Here is an 18,834-nt window from a genome sequence, read left to right on the forward strand (position 1 = left end):
CCAGTTACCTAAAACAGTCTTTTTTAATGACAAAGTGGCTGTCCCATAGTTTTAAGAAAGGCTTAAGCATGGCAAAATTTTTTAACAATGCAGGCCCTGTCAAGGCAGATATGAACTATCATATTGATCCCCTGACCCGTATTGACTGGGATGAGGTTTATGATCTGATTCTACAGCAGCGTTACTTTATCCTCCATGCCCCCAGGCAGACCGGTAAAACCTCAAGCCTCATTGCCATGATGCATGCCTTAAACAAAAAAGAAGATTTTACAGCCCTTTATGTAAACATTGAGGGAGCACAGGCCGCAAGGGGAGATGTGGAAGCAGGGATTTCAGCCGTGTGCAGTGCCTTTGCCCGTTCTGCATCCCTTTACCTGAATGATCCGGATCTGGAACCATGGATACGGGCAACGGTAAAGGAGTTTCCAGCAGAAGACCGCCTCAGCAGCATACTTGCAGCCTTCAGCATGCGGCTGGAAAAACCCCTTGTTCTCATGCTCGATGAGGTGGATGCCCTGGTGGGGGATACCCTCATATCCCTTCTTCGCCAGCTCAGAGCTGGGTACGAACAACGCCCCAAAGCCTTTCCCCAGAGCCTTGTTCTCTGTGGTGTCCGGGACATCAGGGATTACCGCATCCACACCTCCCATAATGAAATCATCACTGGCGGCAGTGCCTTTAATATCAAGGCCGCATCCCTGCGCCTTGGCAATTTCACGGAAGATGAATCTAAAGACCTCTGGTTGCAGCACACTAAAGAAACTGGTCAGGTTTTTGATGAAAAAATCTTTCCTGAACTATGGGAAGACACAAAAGGGCAGCCATGGCTGGTCAATGCCCTGGCCCATGAGCTGACATGGAACAACAAAGAGGCCCGTGACAGAACAAAGCCCCTTTTTCTGGAAGACTATTTTGCAGCAAGGGAAAGACTGATCCAGTCCAGACAGACCCACCTTGATCAGCTTACGGATAAACTTAAGGAACCACGGGTCAGCCGCATCATTGAAGAACTTCTTCAGGGTGAAGAGCTGCCGGATACGGTTTTTGGCAAAATCAGTACGGATGACCAGCAGTATGTTGAAGATCTTGGCCTCATTACTACAAAGCCTCAGATTGCCATCTCTAACCGGATTTACAGGGAAGTTATTCCAAGGGAAATGACCTGGCTGGCCCAGACCCGTATAGTTCAGGAATCCCTCTGGTACACGAAAGAAGATTTGAGCCTTGACATGACAAAGCTTCTTTCCGCCTTTCAGCAGTTCTTCCGGGAGAATTCAGAAAGCTGGATTGAGCGTTTCGATTATAAAGAGGCAGGGCCTCAATTGCTCATGCAGGCATTTTTACAGCGCATCATCAATGGCGGTGGCCGGGTGAACCGGGAATACGGCCTTGGGAGCAGACGCACGGACCTTTTTCTGGAATGGCCTCTGGATAAGGAAAAGGGCTTTTTCGGACCTGTGCAGAGGGTGGTGATAGAGCTTAAAATCCTGCGCAAGGGTTTAGAAAATACCATAAAAGAAGGGCTTGAGCAGACAACCGACTATGCGGACAAAACAGGGGCAGGGGAGGCCCATCTTGTCATATTCAACCGTAATCCCCAAATCCCCTGGGAAGAAAAAATCTGGAACAAAACCATGAATCATGGGAAATGGACCATGGGCGTGTGGGGTTCTTGAAAAACTGGGAACCCTTGCCAACCGAAAAAAGAACGGAAAATCTGCTTTGACAAAGATCATCTACCACGGTGCAAAGAAGGTGTTGCAGGATCTTGTCCGCTTTGCCACCCGTATGCGCCACAGGCAGGGAATATTTCCATGGAAATAAAAATTTACAATGACATTGTGTTTAAATGGATTTTCGGAAGGCAAAGCTACACAGCCCCTTTAATCGCCCTCCTTAATGCCATTACATCGCCTGCAAAAAAGTTTTCCGATGTGACCATCTTAAATCCATTTGATGAATCTGAGCCCTTCAAGAATGAAAAACAGGGTGTCCTTGATATCCGGGCCAAAGATGACCTGAGCGGTGAATGGGTGAACCTTGAGGTTCAGGTGAATCCGGGCTTTCATTATCCACCCCGCAGCAAGTTTTACCTTGCGGGCATGTACCGGGATCAGCTTGAGAAAGGCAAAGATGCTCTTTATAGTGACCTTAAAGCCTGTTACGGTATTCATATTCTTGTGGGTACGCTTTTTGATAAGCCGGAAGAAGAGGATTTCTGGTTCAATCATTATGCAATGTTGAATACCCGTACCCACAAAACCCTCGTCAATCACTGGCACCTGTATTATATTGAACTTGAAAAGTATCTTCGCAGCCTTGAAAAAAAGGCCGAAGCCAGCCCCCTTAATGAGCTTGAAGAATGGACTCTCTTCATTGGCACCATCCAGGACAACGCCATGCCCCTGGATGAGCGCATCAATCATAACCCCATAATCCGGGAGGTGTATAAAATGATTGAGACCTTCACAAAAGATGACCATCTCCGTGAAAAATACCGTGTGCAGGAAGAATTTATCCGTGTTCAGAAGACCAATGAGAAGATGACTGAAAAGATGAGGCAGGAAATCATCAGGCTGGGCCATGAGGTCGAACACTTCATGGCCGAACAGGAAAGGATAACTGCTGAGAACAGGGCGGCCCTCCTGGCTCAGGAGAGGGAAAGGGCTGAAAAAGAAAGGGAAAGGGCTGAGAAGGAAAGGGAAAGGGCTGAGAAGGAAGCCATTATGAAAAAAGCCATCCATGGGATGCGTAATCAGGGATTGCCAGACGAAGATATTGCATCAATACTGGGAATATCCGAAGCAGTGGTAAAAGGATAACCGTATAGAAAGCATCGGCGGCTATTCCGCTGTCCAAAGATTACACACTTCATTACCTCCTGGGCCTGACCCGGCCAGAATGCCACAGGCACTGACTATGAAAAAAAGAATCCTCTACGGTGAAGCCAATTATCCGGCCATTGTTCGTGAAAACGGCTATTTTGTGGATAAAACCGCCTACATTCAAAAGCTTGAAACAGTTAAAAATGCAGTATTTCTTCGGCCACGACGCTTTGGAAAATCCCTTCTCTGCACCATGCTGGAGTCCTACTATTCTGTTTTATATAAAGAAAACTTTGAAGAGTTTTTTGGCCATACATGGATAGGCAAAAACCCAACGCCCCTGCATAATGCCTTTCTTGTGCTGCATCTGGATTTTTCCACCATTGAGACGGGTGATCTGGAAGTGATGGAGAAAAGTTTTGATCATACTGTCAATCTTGCCCTTCAATCCCTGGTGAACAGAAACACCTGTTTTTTAGATGATAAACCGCTGCTGAATCTGGAAAACAGCTCCGTATCCAATCTGAAGTCTGTTATCAATAAGATCCAGGACAATAAGCTGCCGCTCCTCTATGTCATCATCGACGAGTATGATAACTTCGCCAACCAGTTGATTACAGCCCACAAAGATCATCTTTATAAGCAGCTCATGGCTGATGATGGTTTTTTGAAAACTTTTTTCAAGCTTTTGAAAGAGGGAAGAAAAACCGGAGCCATCCACAATGTTTTCATCACAGGTGTTTTGCCCGTCACCATGGATGAACTGGCTTCGGGCTTCAACATTGCCACCTTCATCACCCTTGAACCGGATTTTGAAAACATGATCGGCTTCACCCAGTCTGAAGTGGATTTACTTCTCGATGACATTTACAGAGACTATGACATAAACCCTGATACCCGCAATGAGGTACAGGATGTCATTAAAAATCAATATAATGGTTATCATTTTATAAATCCCGAGGGTGAGGCGGTCTACAACTCCACCATTCTTCAGTATTTTCTGAGCTGGTTCACAAAATACAGCACAATGCCAAAACACTTAACGGATATGAATCTTAAAACCGATATCCTTTGGATCAAAAGAATCACCGGCTCCAACCCTGATCTTACGGAAGGTTTTGTCACTCAGCTGACAACCCAGAACAGCATCGACTATGACGACACCCTGCTTACCCAGAAATTCAACATGTCACAGTTTTTTGAAAAGGGCTTTTTTCCCATTTCCTTTTTCTATCTGGGCATGCTCACCCGAAAAAACGACTTTGCCCTCACCCTGCCCAACCTCAACATGAGAAGAATCTTTGTGGAATACTTCAATGAGCTGTACCGTATTGACGTTTCCACGGGCTACGGGGACATGATGCAGTACTTTGTCAAAACCCTTGACTTAAAACCCCTGTTTGCAGGCTACTGGCAGGAATATGTTTCCCAGCTTCCCGAAGCGGTTTTTTCTCAAGTGAATGAAAACTTCTACCGCACTACCTTTTATGAGCTCTGTTCCCGCTATCTTTCCCGCTGGTTCACCTGGAATGTGGAAAGATCATACCCCAAGGGCAGAACCGATCTGGAGTTTGTAGGTAAATTCAATGAATGCTTTGCAGGCATACGCATGGTCATCGAGTTCAAATATTTTTCCAATGCCGCCTTTAAAAAATTCAATATCAGTATTGAAAACTTCACCATGATTTCTGAAGATACGGAGCAGATTGCAGGCTATGTTGAAGGGCTTAAAAAGGAATACCCGGAGGCAAAGGTTTCACAGCATGTGATTTACTGCTTCGGTAATGGGGGTTTTAAGGTGTTTGATATTTAAAAAGAAAGGCTTAAGCATGGCAAAATTTTTTAACAATGCAGGCCCTGTCAAGGCCGATATGAACTATCATATTGATCCTTTAACCCGGATCAACTGGGATGAGGTTTATGATTTGATTCTACAGCAGCGCTACTTCATCCTCCATGCCCCCAGACAGACCGGTAAAACCTCAAGCCTCATTGCCATGATGCATGCCTTAAACAAAAAAGACGATTTTACAGCCCTTTATGTGAACATTGAGGGAGCACAGGCCGCAAGGGGAGATGTGGAAGCAGGGATTTCAGCTGTGTGCAGTGCCTTTGCCCGTTCTGCATCCCTTTACCTGAATGATCCGGATCTGGAACCATGGATACGGACAACGGTAAAGGAGTTTCCAGCAGAAGACCGCCTCAGCAGCATACTTGCAGCCTTCAGCATGCGGCTGGAAAAACCCCTTGTTCTCATGCTCGATGAGGTGGATGCCCTGGTGGGGGATACCCTCATATCCCTTCTTCGTCAGCTCAGAGCAGGGTACGAACAACGCCCCAAAGCCTTTCCCCAGAGCCTTATTCTCTGTGGTGTCCGGGACATCAGGGATTACCGTATCCACACCTCCCATAATGAAATTATCACAGGCGGCAGTGCTTTTAATATCAAGGCCGCATCCCTGCGCCTTGGCAATTTCACGGAAGATGAATCTAAAGACCTCTGGTTGCAGCACACTAAAGAAACTGGTCAGGTTTTTGATGAAAAAATCTTTCCTGAACTATGGGAAGACACAAAAGGCCAGCCCTGGCTGGTCAATGCTCTGGCCCATGAGCTGACATGGAACAATAAAGAGGCCCGTGACAGAACAAAGCCCCTTTTTCTGGAAGACTATTTTGCGGCAAGGGAAAGACTCATCCAGTCCAGACAGACCCACCTTGATCAGCTTACGGATAAACTCAGGGAACCYAGGGTACATAAAGTTATYTCAGCACTTCTTTCCACMGATCAGACGGAACTTCTCATGCCACGGGATGATATGGATTATGTGGAAGATCTGGGACTCATCCACCGAAAACCTCACATAAATATCAGTAACCGCATTTACAGAGAAATCATMCCCAGAGAACTGACKGTGGTCACTCAGGATACCATGATTCAGAAAAGCATCTGGTACAYGAAAGAAGATTCAAGCCTTGACATGGAAAAACTCCTTTTGGCCTTTCAGCAGTTCTTCCGGGAGAATTCAGAAAGCTGGATTGAGCGTTTCGATTATAAGGAGGCAGGGCCTCAATTGCTCATGCAGGCCTTTTTACAGCGCATCATCAATGGTGGTGGCCGGGTGAATCGGGAATATGGCCTTGGAAGCAGGCGTACGGATCTTTTTCTGGAATGGCCTCTGGATAAGGAAAAGGGCTTTTTCGGACCTGTGCAGAGGGTGGTGATAGAGCTTAAAATCCTGCGCAAGGGCTTAGAAAATACCATAAAGGAAGGCCTTGAGCAGACAGCCGATTATGCGGACAAAACAGGGGCAGGGGAGGCCCATCTTGTCATATTCAACCGTAATCCCCAAATCCCCTGGGAAGAAAAAGTCTGGAACAAAACCATGAATCATGGGAAATGGACCATGGGCGTGTGGGGGGTGTAAAAAGTGGGAAGTGGGAAGTGGGAAGGTTTTCTGTAGAAGTGTTTGAAGTTTAAAAATGACTGATTATCTCTTAAAAAACCAGTTGCCTAAAACAGTCTTTTTTAATGACAAAGTGGCTGTCCTATGGTTGCACTTGGTTGCAGTGAATATATGGAGCCTTTGCCAGTTATCTCGGACAAGCATATTGACTTTCAGTGGGCTGGCACTTATTTTAGGCCTGTATATTAAGGCCTGATATGGGCACCAAAAAGAGGGGGGGCTATGTTACAGGCAAAATTCAGTGTTGAAGAATCGCAGGCACAATTTTTGAATAATTTTAAAGCTTATGGATTTAAGGATAAAAGCTCTATGCTTCGCACAGCCATAGAATATTTCAAGAAAGAAATAGAACTTGAAAATCTTAGGAAATCCGCTGAATTATATTCTGAAATCTATTCTGAAGATAATGATCTAAAAGAATTGACCGAAACGGCAATAGACGGATGGCCGGAATGACAAGGCTTAAAAGAGGTATGGTTATAGATGTCAATCTCGATCCGGCAAAAGGTTCAGAAACAGGAAAAATCAGACCTTGTGTAGTCGTGACCAATGACATTTATAATGAGAGAGTTCCTGTTATTCAGGTTGTCCCAATTACTGAGTGGAGTGAAAAAAAAGCTCGAATACAAACCAATGTTGAAATTTATCCTTCACCCGATAATGGTTTATTAAAAAAATCAATAGCAGACTGCTTGCAGATGCGTCCAATAGATCATCGTTATAGGTTAGTCAAAATTCGGGGAAAATTGTCAATGGATAAGGTACAGGAAATTAATAAGTCTTTAAAAATTTTATTTGAACTAAATTAGAAAGAAAAGGGGGCAGCCTTTTTGCAATCGAAAAAAGAAGGGAAAATCTGCTTTGACAAAGATCATCCACCACGGCGGTAAAGAAGGTGTTACCGGCTCATGTCATCAGCTTCTGCTGGAAAACGGCAAAAGCCTTCTGATAGACTGTGGCCTGTTTCAGGGTGCGGAAGTTTCTCCTGATCAGGAAACGGCAAAAAACGCTGATCCCCACACCATCTCCTTTGATACCCGCAATATTCTGGCCCTTGTCATCACCCACAGCCACATTGACCATGCAGGCCGGATGCCATGGCTTCTCGCCGCAGGTTTTCAGGGGCCCATCATCTGTTCAGAGCCTTCCGCAGAACTGCTGCCCCTTATGCTGGAAGATGCTTTCAAGCTTTCCGTAAGCTCCAGGCCGGATATGCTGGATCGTTACACCTCCCTCATCCGAAGCCGCCTCCGGCCACTGCCCTATAAAACATGGCATACCCTGCTGGATTCTTCCGGGCAGATGGTCCGTATCAAGCTGCACCGGGCCGGTCATATTCTGGGTTCTTCTTCTGTGGAATGCGCCATTCTCGATAAAAGCACAGGCAAAGACCAGCGAATTGTCTTTTCAGGAGATCTCGGCGCACCATGGGCACCCCTTCTTCCGGCACCAAAGCCCCTTTTCAGGGCAGATACCCTGATCCTTGAGAGTACCTACGGAGACCGGACCCACGAAGACCGCAAAAACAGAAGAAACCGCCTTGAAACCCTTGTGGCAGATTGTTTTAAAAACGGTGGAACCCTTCTTGTTCCAGCCTTTAGTCTGGGCCGCACCCAGGAGATTCTTTATGAACTGGAAGAGATTCTGTACACTAAAGCAGAAGAAAGCCTGAATAAGGGCTGGCTGTGGAAGGATCTGCCCGTTTATCTGGATTCTCCCCTTGCCGGACGCATTACAGACATCTACAGAAGCCTCAAGCCCTTCTGGGACAGGGAAGCCCATCAGAAACTTGGCAGAGGCAGAAAACCCCTTGCCTTTGATCAGCTTATAACTCTGGATTCCCACGCTGCCCATATATCCAATGTCAGAGAGCTTGCCCGGTCCGCAAAGCCAGCAATTGTCATTGCCGGAAGCGGCATGTGTACCGCAGGCCGCATTGTCAACTATCTGAAAGCCATGCTGAAAGATCCCCGTCATACCCTTCTTTTTGTGGGATATCAGGCGGCTGGCACACCGGGCAGGGATATTCAGAGGTTTGGGCCTAAGGGCGGTTATGTATTTCTTGAGGGAGAAAAGATTTTCATCCGAAGCCGCATAGAAAGCATCAGCGGCTATTCTGCCCATGCAGATCAGAAGGATCTTGTCCGCTTTGCCACCCGCATGCGCCACAGACCCGGAGAAATTCATCTTGTGCATGGGGAGGAAGGGGCAAGAAAAGCCCTGAAGGAAGAGCTGGAAAAGGCCTATTCTGCTCTGGGTAATCTTGTTAAGGTGTTTTCCTGAAAAAATAAATACCTTTAGTTTAGAAAGGGATGCTTCTTTCTCTCCCCTCTCCCATTGGGCTTATCTTTACCCATAAGTCTGGAATCAGGAAATTAGGGAGCTGATATGGTAAAAATGATGGAGTGCAGATGGAGTGCAGGCCTTGGTTTTCTCCCCTCTCCCACTGGGAGAGGGGCCGGGGGTGAGGGAAAAAAAGCGGGCAAATGCCAGGGAGATAAAAATGACAAAAGATCAAATAATAATAAAGATAAAAGAAAATTATCCGTATCTTATGAGTGAGTTTGGTCTTAAAAAAATCGGTTTGTTTGGCTCTTACGCAAAAGGTGTGCAAGAAGAAAGCAGTGATATTGATATTGTCGCTGAGTTTGAAAAACCCATAGGTCTTAAATTTGTAATATTTGCCGAATATTTGGAAAATATCCTTGGAAAAAAAGCGGATATTCTGACGCCTGCTGGCATAAAGGGAATTCGAAACCCGGATATCGCAAAATCCATTATGGAAACCATTGAATATGTCTAAAAGAAATGAGGAAGACTTTCTGCTTGATATTATGGAGGCCTCACGGAGAATTCTCTCTTACACTCAGGGTGTTGATTATACCAGCTTCATGGAAGATTTAAAAACCCAGGATTCAGTGATCAGAAATCTTGAAATCATAGGAGAGGCTGTAAAAAATCTTTCAAAAGAATTCCGGGCACAACATGATCATATTCCATGGAAAAGCATGTCTGGCATGAGAGATCGCTTGATACATGACTATTTTGGTGTGAATCTGGATATTGTTTGGGGAGTGATATCTGAAGATTTACCAATTTTATTCGAAAAAATCGGAAAAATTGTATACTAAAAAAAACCCAAGACCTGGAAGCTGCATATTGTATGCATCCTTAGCAGTATGACTTATGCACGGGCATGAGCATGAGAGGAATCATAACAGATGAACTTAGGCAACAGAATCCAGCCAATCCATTACCTGCTTTTTTTTCTTATTCTCCTTACCATTATTTTCATATCCATCCTTGCAGCCGTCCCACCCGTTGACCGGGATGCCCTGACCCACCATCTTATTATCCCAAAACTTTACCTTGAACATGGCTTCCATGAGATTCCCCATATTATATTTTCCTACTATCCCATGAACCTGAATCTTCTCTACATGATTCCCATGTACTTTGGTAACGACATCCTGCCAAAATACATTCATTTTCTTTTTGCCATTCTTACTGCGGTTTTAATTTACAAATACCTCAGCCAACGCACCAATAAAAGCTATGGCCTGCTCGGGGCGCTTTTTTTTCTTTCCACGCCTGTGGTTATAAGGCTTTCCAGTACGGTGTATGTGGATCTTGGCCTGGTCTTTTTTTTCTTTGCTTCCATACTTGCCATTTTCCGCTGGATTGAAACCGGTTTTAAAACCCGCTACCTCATCATAAGCGGTATTTTCTGCGGGCTTGCCCTCGGTACAAAATACAATGCCCTTGTGGGTTTTTTTCTGCTCACACTTTTTATTCCCTTTATTTATGTAAGGTATAATCAAAGGAGCAGAAACTATCATGTAAAATCCATTGCCGCAGGAACACTATTTGTCTTTGTTGCCCTTGCTGTTTTTTCTCCATGGATGGTGCGCAATGTGGTCTGGACCGGTAATCCCATATACCCACTTTACAACAGCATTTTCATATCAAAGCCTGAGCCGGAAAAATCAGAAATCAAAAAAAATACTCCTGCGCAAAAAAAACCTTTAAAAATAACCCACATTGATGTCCGCCACCACTTATACGAAGAATCATGGCTTGAAATTGCCCTGATTCCAGTCCGTGTTTTTTTTCAAGGGGAGGATGATAATCCCAAATACTTTGATGGCAGGCTTAATCCTTTCATATTTCTGCTGAGCCTCTTTGCCTTTATGGGTATCTCTGCCGCAGGAAGACAGAAAAATACCGAAAAATGGATATTGCTGTCTTTTTCCGTCTTGTTTTTGCTTTACGCCTGTGCCAAGGCTTCCATCCGTATCCGATATTTCATTCCCATTCTGCCGCCCATGATTGTTCTTTCCATGTATGGCCTTTATAATATTGAAAACAGGTTTTTGAACCGCCAGCACCCTTATGCCGGATGTCTTAGAAAAACCGTCATGCTTACCATAGCCTTCGCCATGCTTGGCATGAATGTCCTTTATATGAAAGAGCGATTTGAAAAAGACAGGCCACTGCCCTACATTACAGGAAAAATCAGCAGGGATGATTACATACAACAATACAGACCGGAATACGCAGCCCTTCAGTACGCCAACGCAAACCTTGGAGAAGGTCACAGAATACTGGGCCTCTACCTTGGTAATCGCCACTATTATTCCGATATACCCATTGAATTCAGCACTCACATATTCAGAAGCCACGCTAAAAATGCTGATTCCGGCACGGACCTTGCTATAAAACTCCATGAAAAAGGCCTTAGCCATATTTTGGTGAGACTTTCCATGCTCAATGATTTTTTTGATGAATACAATGAGCAGGAGCAGAAGATTTTAAAGGCGTTTTTTGAAAAAAATGCTGTAATGGAATTTCATAAAGACGGAAACGGCCTTTTGCGTATTTTGATACCCGCCAAAGATGATGATCCCCAAATTTAAAATCAGAGGTTCCATGTATAAAGATAAAACCATAGGCGTTGTGATACCCGCCCACAATGAAGAAACACAGATTGGCAAAGTGATAGAAACCATGCCGGATTTTGTGGATCACATTATTATTGTGGATGATTGCAGCACAGACAATACAACTCAAGTCATTCGTCAGTATCAAGATAAATCTTCCCACATCACCCTGATAAGCCACGAAACTAATAAAGGCGTTGGGGGTGCCATGGCCACGGCTTATAAGTGTGCCAGAGATATGAATCTTGATATTGCCGTGCGCATGGATGGTGACGGGCAGATGGATCCTGAAGATATGCCTGCCCTCCTTGATCCCCTTGCCTCAGGGCAGGCGGACTACAGCAAAGGTAACCGTCTTTTTACCGGTGAGGCCTATAAAAAAATTCCCAAAGTCAGATACTTTGGAAATGCCTTTTTATCCCTTTTTACAAAAATTGCTTCCGGCTACTGGCATGTGGCAGACTCTCAGTCCGGCTATACAGCCATAAACCATAAAGCCCTTAAAACCATAGACTGGGATCAGATGTACCCCTGGTATGGTCAGCCCAATGATGTGCTGGTGCGCTTGAATGTGAATGAATTAAAGGTTTGTGATGTGCCCGTAACCCCTGTTTATGGTGTGGGTGAAAAATCTGGAATGAAAATCCGAAAAGTAGTTTTCACCATAGGCTGGCTTTTAATCAGGCTCTTTTTCTGGAGGATGAAGGAAAAGTATATTATCCGTAACTTTCATCCGTTGATATTTTTTTATGCCCTTGCCTTTTTCTTCCATGCGGCCACCTTTGTTCTTTTTTTGCGCATGGCTCTTGTCTGGATTATTGTGGGGCATATTCCACCCATCAATGCCCTTGCCTGCTTTTTTTCCTTTATGAGCGGAAATCAGTTCATGCTCTTTGCCATGTGGTTTGACATGGAGGCCAATAAGCATCTGAAATAGCGATTGACAAAATTTGGCAGTTTTAGGGGTCTTATTCTGACAAAAAATGTCATCCCTAAAATAAGCACATAAAAAAACTCAAACTTGCCCATTGCAAAGTAACCGAAAACTCAGTATTCTTTTTATAATTTTAAGTTTCAAGTTGGCTGGCATGGCAATTGCTTTTTGTTTTAGCAGAGTTTGTTTTCTAAAGTGCTGAAAAACCAGAACCTGAAAAAAGGAGAGAGCTTATGAGGGAGACATTGAAGGATCAAAAGGGTTTTACGCTTATCGAACTGATGATTGTTGTGGCAATTATTGGTATTTTGGCGGCGGTTGCAATTCCCCAGATGACAAAATATTTTGACAGAGCAAATGTTTCAAGAATTGAACAGGTAGTTAGGGAGGCTAATATACTTATTGCTGATTATATGGTTGAAACTCAAGGTGCAACAGTAGCTTTAACTAAAGCAAAAACTTTCCTTCGTGACGCAGCAACAGCAAGTAATATAAGTGCAAAAGATAATCTTTTAACCTCTGGCAATGTTACAAGAAATCTTTTATTTAATACAACAGAGGGGATTTTTAAAATGCCTTAATACTGGCATATTTCTTTAAAGTAAAATCCTCTCCGGTTTATTGCTGGAGAGGATTTGTTTTTTTTAATAGTTATGATTATAGTTGAAATTATTTTGTTAGGAATACTTTTTTAAGATATAAAAAATTAGCCCGGTGCCTGTAAGGGGTTCCGGTTTTTTATTTTGCATTTATATACAAGATAAGGATAAGTTTAATGTTAACAAATTATATGCGGACACAATCTCATTTATCATCCTTATCCGATAACAAGCATAATAAAAAGTGGTTTTATATCCTCTCAACCATCATTTTGTTTTTTGCATACAGCAATACCTTCCATGCATCCTGGCATTTTGACGACCATCACAATATAACACAGAATTCTCACATTCAAATCAGTAGCCTGAATCCAGACAGTCTGAAAAACGCCGCATTAAAAGGTCACTCTAATCGTCCTGTTTCCAATATCAGCCTGGCCCTTAACTGGTATTTCGGGCAGGATAATGTAAAAGGTTATCATATTGTTAACCTTGGCATACATATTTTTACGGCATTTTTTCTTTATCTTGCGATATTTACTCTTTTTAAAACTCCCAATCTTTCCGGCAGGCAGGATAATGAAATTCATTTCATTGCATTTCTGGCGGCCATTATATGGGCATTGAACCCCATACAAACCCAGGCCGTTACTTATATTGTGCAACGCATGGCTTCCATGGCAGCCCTTTTTTATATCATGGGCATTTATTTTTATCTCATGGCAAGGCTTGGCAGGACATACAAAAAAAAGCTGTTTTTTTATTCTGCCCTTGTGCTGGCTTTTTTATTAGCTGTCGGTTCCAAAGAAAATGCCCTGATGCTGCCCGCTTCAATTTTTTTGATTGAAATTATATTTTTCAGAGACCTTAGTGACCCGGCTGTCCGAAAACGCATGTTCTGGTCCGCTTGTGTTCTCGCCGCACTTGTTTTTATTTCAGGCCTTTTGCTTTTTTATTCAGGAGATTTTATCAGCAGGCTGCTTGGAGGCTATGAAAGAAGAACCTTTTCCCTTGAAGAACGACTGCTCACCCAGCCCCGCATCATACTCTTTTACATCTCCCTTATTTTTTATCCCATTACAGACCGTCTTTCCCTTGTCCATGATTTTGAAATATCCACAGGCCTTTTTCAACCCTGGACCACCCTGCCTGCCATTATGCTTATCACGGGTATGATTGCTACGGCCCTTTGGAAAGCCCGCCAATACCCCCTTATTTCCTTTGCCGTTCTTTTTTTCTTTTTAAACCATGTGATAGAATCTTCCGTCATTGCCCTTGAGCTTGTTTTTGAACACAGAAATTATCTGCCTTCCTTTTTTCTTTTTGTGCCCGTAGCAGCAGGTATTCACTATGGTATCCAGTATTATATTAAATATAACAAGGCTATGTATTTTATTATTGTTTCTTCTGTAACTATTCTCCTGATAGTTTTGGGTATTGGTACCTATGTGCGTAATATGGAATGGCAGTATGAATTTACACTGTTGCATGACGCACTGGAAAAAGCTCCGGGAAGTGCAAGGCCTTACCAAAATCTAGCTAATATTTATTTAAACATAGGTATGTATGATAAGGCAGAAGAGTTGCACTTGAAAGCAATAGATCTTTATGACAGTACAAAATATAAAGCCGAAGTCATTTCTTTGCATAATCTGGCGGTTATCTATTATAGAAGGGATAAAGATTATCCTAAAGTGATAGAAACATATCGAAGGGCACTCAGTATGGGGCATGCTTTAGAAAAAAGCCATTATAACCTTGCCATTGTTCTTACAAAAACGGGAGGTATGGACGAAGCAATGGGGCATGCAAAGCTGCTTTTGAGAGTAGCTCCCCGTAATACGGATTACATGAATCTCATGGCTTATATCAAAATCAGGAAAGGGGAGTCTGAAAAAGCACTGCCCCACCTGATAGCAGCCATCGGCCAGAATCCGGATAACGTCAGAACCCTTATGGGGCTGGGTACGGCCCGCATGAATATGGGGGAGCATAGGGTGGCAGAGCATTATTTTCTGCGTATTTCAGGTAGCTCCCCTTTAAAAACAGACAGTCTTCTTCTTCTCATAGAAAACAGCCTGCGGGATAAGAATCCTGAACAGGCAAAAAAATATGCGGAACAACTGGTTGCCACCGTAAGCCTCAATAGAATACGGGAAAGACTTTTTAATCAGAATGATCAGGAGATCCAATGGCCCATAGCAAAAGAGCTTGTTGCTCCTGTAATTGCACAGGTTTTGAAGCAACAGGCCAGCATGATTACAGATGCGGCAGGAGATGCAGGAAATGAAATCCCATAAGAGCTACTTTGGGATTTAATATGCCCGGAAAATTAACATCCGTCACCCCACCCAACCATGGCACTCACCCAACCATGGCACCCAACCATGGGACACCCACCCACTTGGTTGTTTACACCCACCCTCATTTTGGGTTGCTTGGTTCCTTCCTGTTTTTGTGGTTCAGCAGGGCATCGGTTCTATCACTGGCATGTATTTTTACCCTTATTCTTGACTGTTTCAATAAGGCTGGTTATATGTATTAAAGTAAATAAATACTTTGGAGATTTAGAGTTTATGCCAACGATAAGCATGTTTTATGGAATTTTGATCTTGATGTTTTTCCGAGACAATCGCCAACATCATTTGCCTCATATTCATGTTCGTTATCAAGGTGAAGAAGCTGCAATTGCTATAGAGGATGGTTCGATTCTTGGGGGTAGGATTCCTCCAAAACAACTTAAGCTTGTTCAGGCATGGATAGAAATCCATAAAGAAGCTTTGATTACTAACTGGGAGCTTGCGGTTAACGGGGAAGAGCCTTTTCGTATTCCACCGCTTCAATGAGGTGTCGCTATGTTGATTGATGTTGTATTTGTAAAGCCACGTAAGGATTTTCAGCTGGAGCTGGAGTTTGCAAATGGGGAGATTCGTATTTTTGACATGCGTCCCTTAATTGCCGTTAAGCCTTGGAATAGAATAGCTTCTCCCGGTATTTTTCAAAAAGCATCTGTAGAATATGGGACTGTTGTATGGCCCGGTGGGATTGATGTAGCATCAGATACCTTGTATCTGGATGGGAAAAACTTATAAATCGCTCAAACTATGGCCCACAACCATCACAACCAATCAGCACAAGCAAACAACCGACACCATGGGACACCCACTTTGTTGTTTCCAAGCCCCCTCCTTTTATGTATCTTTATCTTTAAAAACAGTATCCTTTAAAGTGAAGGAGGCCATATGACCTGCCTCCGTTCAACCCTTATCAGCCTTGAAAGCACTCCCTGGTATCAAAAGCACTAATAATGCGTAATTGACTTTTCCAAAGCTATTTTTTTTCCGGCCATAACCAAAAAAGCGGATCTGTCTATTCCCAGTTTAGTTGCAGCCGTATCAATCAATATAAGATCCTGCTCGGCAAGGCTAATATTTACCCTCGTTCGTTTTTGAACAGTAGCAATAGTTATTAATGTTATTCCAAAAAAATCAAAATCATGTTCATGTTTTCTGGCAATGGTTTTATAGTTTGAGGGCTCTGGGATTGTTTCACAGTCTTCGGCCATACCTTCAAGATGAAGTGTCAAGGCTTCTTTTGCCATAACTTCCAGTTCTTCAAGGCTGGACCCTGCCGTGATACAACCGGGAAGATCTGGAAAAGATAAGCCATAATCAGAATCTTCTGTTTTGTGGATGACTCCGTAAAAACTTGCCATCGGCGTTTCCTTTCAAATAGTATTTGAGGCTTTGTAAAAATCAGGACCGTGCTACAAATCCTACAAAAGCTTAAAATTACTTAATAAATAATTTAAAAATATTTTTGGTTAGTGCCACTGAAATTTAAGAGATAATCAGTCTCTTTTCTATTTCAGTTTTATTCCGGCCTGCTTTTCAATGCTTTTTAATGTTCCAGGCGGAACATCTTTTTTCGGATGGGAAACCGTTACTCTGCCGGATTTTTCAGGGTGCTTAAATTGCCAATGACTGCCTTTCGTACTCACTTTTACCCAGCCTGCCTGTATTAATATTTTTATTATTTCCTGACTGTTCATGTGTGTAAAGTAACACATACATGTTTGATCGTCAAAATAAAACCACAGATCCATCATGGGACACCTCCACCATGGTCCCAGACAATCCAGACAATCAGACAAGGCAGACGGACAGACAATGGGACACCCAGTGCGCCGGGATAAGCTGGCATGAGATTGGAGGTGCAAGTCCTCTATCCGGTAAGGTTTAGCGAACCGCCGGAGACCTTAAGTCATGGACTGCTGCTCGTGAGGGTCGTGGTTAAGCGTTGACAGGGGAACACACCACCCACTTCGTTATTTACACCCACCCTATTAATTTTGTAATTTTGGGTAGGGGCAGGGTAAACGCATGTAAGTCTCACTTCAAAATTGAGTTTGTGTAAAATCAGAGCCTTATAAATTTCAAAGGCTGAACCTCTTTGATTGTTAATGCTGTAACCTATTGAAATTACCTTCCGCAAAATCTACATGCGTTCACCCTGTGGGTAGGGGAGCAATGCTTGACCTTCTTTTCCAAATACCTTATTTTATAATTTTAAAAGGTGGTCAGGAATAATTTAAATAAAGGGGGAAAAGAATGAGTCCAACAGTTTTCAGAGAGAAAGGTTATCGATTCTTTTTCTTTTCCCGAGAAGAAACACGAATGCATGTACATATTTTTTCTGCTTCAGGCGAAGCAAAATTCTGGATTTTTCCGGAGATAGAGCTTGCAAGAAATTATGGATATAACCGTAGCTAACTGAAAGAGATTGAATCTTTGGTGGAGGAAAATAGAGATGAACTTATCAGCGCATGGAAGCAGCACTTTTCCTGTTGAAGTAACCCATATTTCAACCCATGGCATCTGGATACTGGCCCATGGATGCGAGCTTTTTATGCCTTACTCTGATTTTCCATGGTTCAAAGATCAGCGTCTCAGTGACATTCTGAGTGTTGTAGAATTGTCTCCAGGACATTTTTACTGGCCAAATCTCGATATTGATTTGACACAGGAAATAATTGAAAATCCGCAGAGGTTCCCAAACATTAGTATTTAAAGACTAAAAGGGGTCAGACCCCAATGGCACTGAATTTAGCATAATATGATAAATTTCCAATAAAAAAAGACTGGTTCTGTGATATGTTGTTAATAGCGACAAAAACAATTAATCACAGGAGCCAGCCTTTGCTAAATCATACACGCACCCTAAGAGATCAGCAACAGAAGTTTTTTGAAAAAGAATGTAAAAATTTTCCTCACACGGCTTTCTATGACTGTGTGATGCAAGGTTTAATAACAAAAATAGGGGATTTAAGCCATTCAGACCAGCATCAGCTTGCAGAGCTTGCTGGCCTCTACCGGAGCCGCCTTTTTGATATTTCTTGGTTCATGCGTATGCTCAATGAATCCATTGCAAGGAAAGCCAATCAGGAGGAGGGGATAGGCGGCAGGTTCTGGGAAGGGCGTTTCAAGAGTCAGGCCCTTTTAGATGAAAAGGCCATTCTTGCGGCCATGGCTTATGTGGATCTCAATCCTGTAAGAGCTGGTATGGCAAAAACCCCGGAAGATTCAGAGTATACTTCCATTAAGGAAAGGCTGGATGCCCTTAAGTCCTCTTCGGCATTGAGTGAATCTGAAAATGATGTCCGGCTTCGAGAGCCTCAGTCACCTACACCCCCTGAAAAACCCAGAGCCGCCCTTGCGCCCTTTGATGATCTTACGGATATGCCCTTTGCCATTCCCTTTGGTTTCCATGAATACGCAGAGCTTGTGGACTGGACAGGAAGGCAGCTCAGGCGAAAGAAGATGAGCATCCGTGAAAATACACCGCCCATTTTGAGTCGTTTAGGTGTGGATGCAGCCGTCTTTGTATCTTCCATGGATACGCTTTTAGAGCAGTTCGGTACCGCCGTGGGTGATTCTGAAGTTTTGAGGATGCATTGTAAGCTGAGGGGGCTTCGCTGTATGCCCGGTGTTCGGTGTGATGTCTTTTTTGATGCGGCATGATTTACAAAGCTCGCTTTATTTCCGTCCGCTTCCCAATAATAATCTGGAAAAG

General features: G+C 43.4%; 20 protein-coding genes. 18 read left to right on the top strand and 2 right to left on the bottom strand.

Features of this window, described 5'->3' with window-relative positions:
- Nucleotides 1-68 precede the first annotated feature (68 nt).
- The 15 genes from FIM25_RS02610 to FIM25_RS02685 all read left to right on the top strand — a co-directional run bounded on the left by FIM25_RS02610 (nucleotide 69) and on the right by FIM25_RS02685 (nucleotide 15,854).
- Nucleotides 69-1,676, top strand: a complete 1,608-nt coding sequence (locus tag FIM25_RS02610; protein WP_139446000.1) for an AAA-like domain-containing protein — start codon at nucleotides 69-71, stop codon at nucleotides 1,674-1,676.
- A gap of 138 nt (nucleotides 1,677-1,814) precedes the next feature.
- Nucleotides 1,815-2,822 (top strand): Rpn family recombination-promoting nuclease/putative transposase, encoded by a 1,008-nt coding sequence (locus FIM25_RS02620; protein WP_139446003.1) that lies wholly within the window; start codon nucleotides 1,815-1,817, stop codon nucleotides 2,820-2,822.
- 97 nt (nucleotides 2,823-2,919) lie between these two features.
- Nucleotides 2,920-4,638 (top strand): AAA family ATPase, encoded by a 1,719-nt coding sequence (locus tag FIM25_RS02625; protein ID WP_139446005.1) that lies wholly within the window; start codon nucleotides 2,920-2,922, stop codon nucleotides 4,636-4,638.
- Nucleotides 4,639-4,654: 16 nt separating this feature from the next.
- Nucleotides 4,655-6,250, top strand: coding sequence for an AAA-like domain-containing protein (locus FIM25_RS02630; protein WP_139446007.1), 1,596 nt, complete (start codon nucleotides 4,655-4,657; stop codon nucleotides 6,248-6,250).
- Nucleotides 6,251-6,511: 261 nt separating this feature from the next.
- Nucleotides 6,512-6,745, top strand: coding sequence for a hypothetical protein (locus FIM25_RS02635; protein WP_139446009.1), 234 nt, complete (start codon nucleotides 6,512-6,514; stop codon nucleotides 6,743-6,745).
- Nucleotides 6,742-7,098, top strand: coding sequence for a type II toxin-antitoxin system PemK/MazF family toxin (locus FIM25_RS02640; protein ID WP_179953106.1), 357 nt, complete (start codon nucleotides 6,742-6,744; stop codon nucleotides 7,096-7,098). Before FIM25_RS02635 ends, FIM25_RS02640 begins: the two co-directional genes overlap by 4 nt.
- A 52-nt stretch (nucleotides 7,099-7,150) precedes the next feature.
- Nucleotides 7,151-8,572 carry an MBL fold metallo-hydrolase RNA specificity domain-containing protein gene (locus FIM25_RS02645; RefSeq protein WP_139446014.1) on the top strand — a complete coding sequence of 474 codons (1,422 nt, stop codon included), beginning with the start codon at nucleotides 7,151-7,153 and terminating at the stop codon, nucleotides 8,570-8,572.
- A gap of 220 nt (nucleotides 8,573-8,792) precedes the next feature.
- The gene (locus FIM25_RS02650) at nucleotides 8,793-9,092 is read left to right on the top strand and encodes a nucleotidyltransferase family protein (RefSeq protein WP_139446016.1); all 300 of its coding nucleotides are present in this window, start codon (nucleotides 8,793-8,795) and stop codon (nucleotides 9,090-9,092) included.
- Nucleotides 9,085-9,420, top strand: coding sequence for a HepT-like ribonuclease domain-containing protein (locus FIM25_RS02655; RefSeq protein WP_139446018.1), 336 nt, complete (start codon nucleotides 9,085-9,087; stop codon nucleotides 9,418-9,420). The genes FIM25_RS02650 and FIM25_RS02655 overlap by 8 nt, the downstream gene beginning before the upstream one ends.
- Nucleotides 9,421-9,510: 90 nt before the next feature.
- Entirely contained in the window at nucleotides 9,511-11,205 is a 1,695-nt protein-coding gene (locus FIM25_RS02660) for an ArnT family glycosyltransferase (RefSeq protein ID WP_139446020.1), read from the top strand.
- Between the two features lie 13 nt (nucleotides 11,206-11,218).
- Nucleotides 11,219-12,166 (top strand): glycosyltransferase family 2 protein, encoded by a 948-nt coding sequence (locus tag FIM25_RS02665; protein ID WP_139446022.1) that lies wholly within the window; start codon nucleotides 11,219-11,221, stop codon nucleotides 12,164-12,166.
- 230 nt (nucleotides 12,167-12,396) lie between these two features.
- A complete protein-coding gene (locus FIM25_RS17760) occupies nucleotides 12,397-12,744 on the top strand; it encodes a pilin (protein ID WP_425456375.1) in 348 nt (115 codons plus the stop codon).
- A gap of 194 nt (nucleotides 12,745-12,938) precedes the next feature.
- Nucleotides 12,939-15,062, top strand: coding sequence for a tetratricopeptide repeat protein (locus tag FIM25_RS02675; protein WP_139446024.1), 2,124 nt, complete (start codon nucleotides 12,939-12,941; stop codon nucleotides 15,060-15,062).
- Nucleotides 15,063-15,149: 87 nt separating this feature from the next.
- Nucleotides 15,150-15,608, top strand: a complete 459-nt coding sequence (locus FIM25_RS17495; RefSeq protein WP_246051974.1) for a DUF4160 domain-containing protein — start codon at nucleotides 15,150-15,152, stop codon at nucleotides 15,606-15,608.
- Nucleotides 15,609-15,617: 9 nt separating this feature from the next.
- On the top strand, nucleotides 15,618-15,854 hold the full coding sequence (locus tag FIM25_RS02685) for a DUF2442 domain-containing protein (RefSeq protein ID WP_139446026.1): 237 nt from the start codon (nucleotides 15,618-15,620) through the stop codon (nucleotides 15,852-15,854).
- A 209-nt stretch (nucleotides 15,855-16,063) separates the two neighbouring features.
- Here the strand turns inward: FIM25_RS02685 and FIM25_RS02690 are convergent, their stop codons facing one another.
- Nucleotides 16,064-16,477, bottom strand: coding sequence for a type II toxin-antitoxin system HicB family antitoxin (locus FIM25_RS02690; RefSeq protein ID WP_139446028.1), 414 nt, complete (start codon nucleotides 16,475-16,477; stop codon nucleotides 16,064-16,066).
- A 147-nt stretch (nucleotides 16,478-16,624) separates the two neighbouring features.
- Nucleotides 16,625-16,870, bottom strand: coding sequence for a type II toxin-antitoxin system HicA family toxin (locus FIM25_RS02695; RefSeq protein WP_246051976.1), 246 nt, complete (start codon nucleotides 16,868-16,870; stop codon nucleotides 16,625-16,627).
- 502 nt (nucleotides 16,871-17,372) lie between these two features.
- Here FIM25_RS02695 and FIM25_RS17850 point away from each other — a divergent pair.
- The 3 genes from FIM25_RS17850 (at nucleotide 17,373) to FIM25_RS17260 (ending at nucleotide 18,782) form a co-directional block, all read left to right on the top strand.
- On the top strand, nucleotides 17,373-17,534 hold the full coding sequence (locus tag FIM25_RS17850; protein ID WP_218961229.1) for a DUF4160 domain-containing protein: 162 nt from the start codon (nucleotides 17,373-17,375) through the stop codon (nucleotides 17,532-17,534).
- 37 nt (nucleotides 17,535-17,571) lie between these two features.
- Complete coding sequence (locus FIM25_RS02705) at nucleotides 17,572-17,832, top strand: DUF2442 domain-containing protein (RefSeq protein WP_139446030.1); 261 nt, start codon at nucleotides 17,572-17,574, stop codon at nucleotides 17,830-17,832.
- A gap of 128 nt (nucleotides 17,833-17,960) precedes the next feature.
- The gene (locus FIM25_RS17260) at nucleotides 17,961-18,782 is read left to right on the top strand and encodes a hypothetical protein (RefSeq protein WP_218961230.1); all 822 of its coding nucleotides are present in this window, start codon (nucleotides 17,961-17,963) and stop codon (nucleotides 18,780-18,782) included.
- The last annotated feature ends 52 nt before the right edge of the window (nucleotides 18,783-18,834 follow it).

The organism is Desulfobotulus mexicanus, from assembly GCF_006175995.1.
In the GTDB taxonomy this organism is placed as follows: domain Bacteria; phylum Desulfobacterota; class Desulfobacteria; order Desulfobacterales; family ASO4-4; genus Desulfobotulus; species Desulfobotulus mexicanus.

Coding starts and splice junctions, on each gene's coding strand:
- FIM25_RS02610 (WP_139446000.1), top strand. CDS start 69: ATGGCAAAATTTTTTAACAATGCAGGCCCTGTCAAGGCAGATATGAAC.
- FIM25_RS02620 (WP_139446003.1), top strand. CDS start 1,815: ATGGAAATAAAAATTTACAATGACATTGTGTTTAAATGGATTTTCGGA.
- FIM25_RS02625 (WP_139446005.1), top strand. CDS start 2,920: ATGAAAAAAAGAATCCTCTACGGTGAAGCCAATTATCCGGCCATTGTT.
- FIM25_RS02635 (WP_139446009.1), top strand. CDS start 6,512: ATGTTACAGGCAAAATTCAGTGTTGAAGAATCGCAGGCACAATTTTTG.
- FIM25_RS02640 (WP_179953106.1), top strand. CDS start 6,742: ATGACAAGGCTTAAAAGAGGTATGGTTATAGATGTCAATCTCGATCCG.
- FIM25_RS02650 (WP_139446016.1), top strand. CDS start 8,793: ATGACAAAAGATCAAATAATAATAAAGATAAAAGAAAATTATCCGTAT.
- FIM25_RS02655 (WP_139446018.1), top strand. CDS start 9,085: ATGTCTAAAAGAAATGAGGAAGACTTTCTGCTTGATATTATGGAGGCC.
- FIM25_RS02660 (WP_139446020.1), top strand. CDS start 9,511: ATGAACTTAGGCAACAGAATCCAGCCAATCCATTACCTGCTTTTTTTT.
- FIM25_RS02665 (WP_139446022.1), top strand. CDS start 11,219: ATGTATAAAGATAAAACCATAGGCGTTGTGATACCCGCCCACAATGAA.
- FIM25_RS17760 (WP_425456375.1), top strand. CDS start 12,397: ATGAGGGAGACATTGAAGGATCAAAAGGGTTTTACGCTTATCGAACTG.
- FIM25_RS02675 (WP_139446024.1), top strand. CDS start 12,939: ATGTTAACAAATTATATGCGGACACAATCTCATTTATCATCCTTATCC.
- FIM25_RS17495 (WP_246051974.1), top strand. CDS start 15,150: ATGGGACACCCACCCACTTGGTTGTTTACACCCACCCTCATTTTGGGT.
- FIM25_RS02685 (WP_139446026.1), top strand. CDS start 15,618: ATGTTGATTGATGTTGTATTTGTAAAGCCACGTAAGGATTTTCAGCTG.
- FIM25_RS02690 (WP_139446028.1), bottom strand. CDS start 16,477: ATGGCAAGTTTTTACGGAGTCATCCACAAAACAGAAGATTCTGATTAT.
- FIM25_RS02695 (WP_246051976.1), bottom strand. CDS start 16,870: ATGATGGATCTGTGGTTTTATTTTGACGATCAAACATGTATGTGTTAC.
- FIM25_RS17850 (WP_218961229.1), top strand. CDS start 17,373: ATGAGTCCAACAGTTTTCAGAGAGAAAGGTTATCGATTCTTTTTCTTT.
- FIM25_RS02705 (WP_139446030.1), top strand. CDS start 17,572: ATGAACTTATCAGCGCATGGAAGCAGCACTTTTCCTGTTGAAGTAACC.